General features: G+C 64.9%; 2 protein-coding genes. Both read left to right on the plus strand.

Translation table 11 applies throughout. The annotated features are described in order from the left end of the window. The first annotated feature begins 282 nt into the window (after nt 1–282). Nucleotides 283–1,527, plus strand: coding sequence for an MFS transporter (locus EOA60_RS25310; RefSeq protein WP_095823338.1), 1,245 nt, complete (start codon nt 283–285; stop codon nt 1,525–1,527). Between the two features lie 215 nt (nt 1,528–1,742). Further along, on the plus strand, nt 1,743–3,241 hold a 1,499-nt coding region (locus EOA60_RS25315; protein WP_128312081.1), incomplete at its 3' end, for a CHASE2 domain-containing protein.

The following is a 3,241-nucleotide window of genomic DNA, read 5'->3' on the forward strand; positions in this document are numbered from 1 at the left end:
AATCGGTGTTCGGCAAGCCGATCCTCCACGGCGGCGTCAGTTCTGGTATTCTCAATGCCCTGGTCGCGGAGGATTTGCCCGGGCCCGGGACCGTCTTTCTCGAAATCGCATGGAAGTTCGTCAAGGCGGTCGGCGTTGAGTAGGCGATCATCGGACGCGTGGAGGTCAAGAAGTTGCGCCCCGACAAGCCGATCTGCAAGATCGAGACCAGCCTACGCAACGGCCAGGGGAGCTTTGTCCCACCGGCGCGGCGACCGTGTTGACCGTCCCGCTGCAAGGCGCATGAGCGCGGTGAGCGGCAGCCCGCTTGGCATGGCCGCCGACAGCGGCCGCTGGCGCGTGCTGTCGCTGCTTTGCCTGGCGGTCGTTCTGTCGCTGACCACCTGGTTTTCGGCGACCGCCATCCTGCCCGAACTGAGGCAGGAGCTTGCGCTCGGCGCCGGCGGGGAGGCCTGGCTGACCAACGGCGTTCAGGTCGGCTTCGTGATCGGTGCGCTGGGGGCGAGCCTGGTCAACCTTCCCGATTTGGTGCGGCTCAGCCGGCTGATGGCGGCCGCCGCTTTTGTCGCCGCGCTCGCCAATGCGAGCCTGCTGTTTCATCTCGGGCCGGGCGGCGTGATCGCCGCGCGTATTGTCACCGGCGCAGCACTTGCCGGCGTCTATCCGCCGGCGCTGAAGCTCGTCGCCACCTGGTTCACGCGCGACCGGGGGCTGGCGCTCGGCGCAGTCATAGGCGCGCTCACCATCGGCTCGGCGCTGCCGCATCTTTTTCGCGCTGTCCTGACCGCGCTCGACTGGCGGCCGGTGGTCGCGGCCGCCAGTCTAGCAACGACGGTCGGCGCGCTCCTGTTTCTCTTGTTCGCAAGGGAGGGGCCCTATCCTTTCGGCAAGGCGGTGTTCGAGCCATCGCGCATCGGGCAGGTGTTTCGCGAGCGGCCGCTGCTCCTGGCCAATCTCGGCTATCTCGGCCATATGTGGGAACTCTACGCCATGTGGGCGTGGCTGCTTGCCTATACGCGCTCGGCATTCGAGGCGCACGCGATCGGATCGGCCGCTGCCGCCTCGCTTTCGACCTTCTTCGTCGTCGCCTCCGGCATCATTGGCTGCCTGTTGGGCGGCTATCTGTCGGACCGCATCGGCAGAACCGCGACCACCGCCGGCATGATGATCGTCTCGGGAAGCTGTGCGCTGCTGATGGGCTTCCTGTTTGCCGGGCCGCTTTGGCTGTTCATGCTGGTCGCCGTCGTCTGGGGTATTTCGGTGATCGGCGATTCGGCGCAATTCTCAGCCGCAGTGACCGAGCTCGGCGATCGCCGCTTCGTCGGCACGGCGCTGTCGGTGCAGCTTGGCGCCGGCTTTGCGCTGACGGTGCTCGCCATCTGGCTGACGCCGCGCTTCGCCGACTTCATCGGTGGCTGGCGCTGGGCCTTCCTGCTGCTGGTGCCGGGTCCGCTTCTTGGGGCGGCCGCTATGCTGTGGTTGCGAAACTTGCCGGAGAGCGAGAAAATGGCCGGCGGCCTCCGCTAGCGCTCTTGCTCCTCGACTGTCTAGCGCTGGAGCCGATTGAGAACTTCGTCGCTACGCAAATCGCCAGCGCACGGCCCGCGCTGCTCCGTTGGGCGTAAGGTTGGCGATTGCACATTTGCCGGGAACAATGCAGCCTAGCTTCGAGGCTCGAAAGCTGCCTCCCGGAGCGGGGCCATGCAGGCAGGATACGCGGCACAGTTACTGGTGCAGATGTCATGACACGCGCCCAGTTGGCCGGCGTCATCCTGGGTCTGTCGCTGGTCGCAGCGCTTACCATTGTCCGGGCGAGCGACCCGCAGCCGTTGAGACTCGCCCGCGAAGCGACGTTCGACCAGTATCAGAGGCTGGCACCTCGCCGCTTCGAGTCGATGCCCGTCCGCGTGGTGGACATCGACGAGGCCTCATTGCAGCAGTTCGGGCAGTGGCCGTGGCCCAGGGATCGCATGGCGGCCCTGGTCGAAAAGCTGACGGAGCTTGGTGCGGCGGCCATCGCATTCGACATTCTTTTCGCCGAGCCCGACCGTCTGTCGCCTCGCACTGTCCTCCGCGACGTGCCGGGCATCGATCCGGCCCTGCTCGACCGCCTGCCCGACAATGACGAGATCTTCGCCGGGTCGATCGCCGGCAAGCCAGTTATCCTGGGCTACGGCATCTCCAACGAAGGGAACTATCGGCCGCAAATCAAGGCTGGCATTGCCTTTATGGGCGAGAGCCCGGTCGCTGCTCCTCCGCCTATCAAGGCAGCCACGCCGCTGCGGCCGCAGCTTGAGGCCAATTCAGCCGGCATCGGACACATCAGCCTCAATCCCGGCAGATCGACCGCTGTGGTGAGGACAGCCCCACTCTTTCTGACTGATGGCGAGCAGCTTTATCCGGATCTTGCCCTCGAAGCCATAAGAGTAGCGCAGGGGGCCTCCACCTACCTCATTGCCGGCGCGCCGGATCGGCAGGGCATAATGACCTCCGTCAAGATCGGCGACTTCGTTATCCCGGTGACCTCGGCCGGCGAACTCTGGCTCTATGTCAGTCCCGACAGGGCCGAGCGTTATGTTTCGGCGAAGGACGTGCTTGCACCCGGCGGCGTCTCGTCCGAAACGAGGGCCGCGATCGAAGGCAGCATCGTGTTTGTCGGCACTTCGGCCGCCGGGCTGCAGGACATTCGTGTCACCGCGCTCGGTGAGAACGTGCCGGGCGTCTCGATCCACGCGCAGATCGTTGAACAGGTGCTGTCCGGCCACTATCTGTCTCGGCCTGATTGGGCAAACGGGCTGGAAATCGCGTCGATCGCGATGCTCGGCAGCCTCCTGGTGATTCTGACGATTTTCGTAAGCCCCGCGATTGCGCTCGCCTGCGGCCTTGCGATCACGGGACTGGCGCTCGTCGCATCATGGTTTGCCTTTTCGCTTGCGGGACTGCTGTTCGACCCGTTTTCGCCGATCCTCATGGGCACGATCACGCATTTCGCGACAACCTCTTTCCGCTTCCTGGTGACTGATCGAGAGCGGCGCGCGATCCGGCGGGCCTTCGGTCAGTATTTGTCGCCATCGCTTCTCTACCGGATCGAGCACACGCGCGACGCGCTTCGTCTTGGCGGCGACGACCGAGAACTGACCGTGATGTTTGTCGATGTGCGAAACTTCACGGAGATCAGCGAAAGACTGCCGCCCACCGCCGTCGTGCGGTTTTTGAACACGCTTCTCGACGCGCTCAGCCG

The organism is Mesorhizobium sp. M1A.F.Ca.IN.020.06.1.1 (assembly GCF_004023265.1).
Lineage (GTDB): Bacteria > Pseudomonadota > Alphaproteobacteria > Rhizobiales > Rhizobiaceae > Mesorhizobium.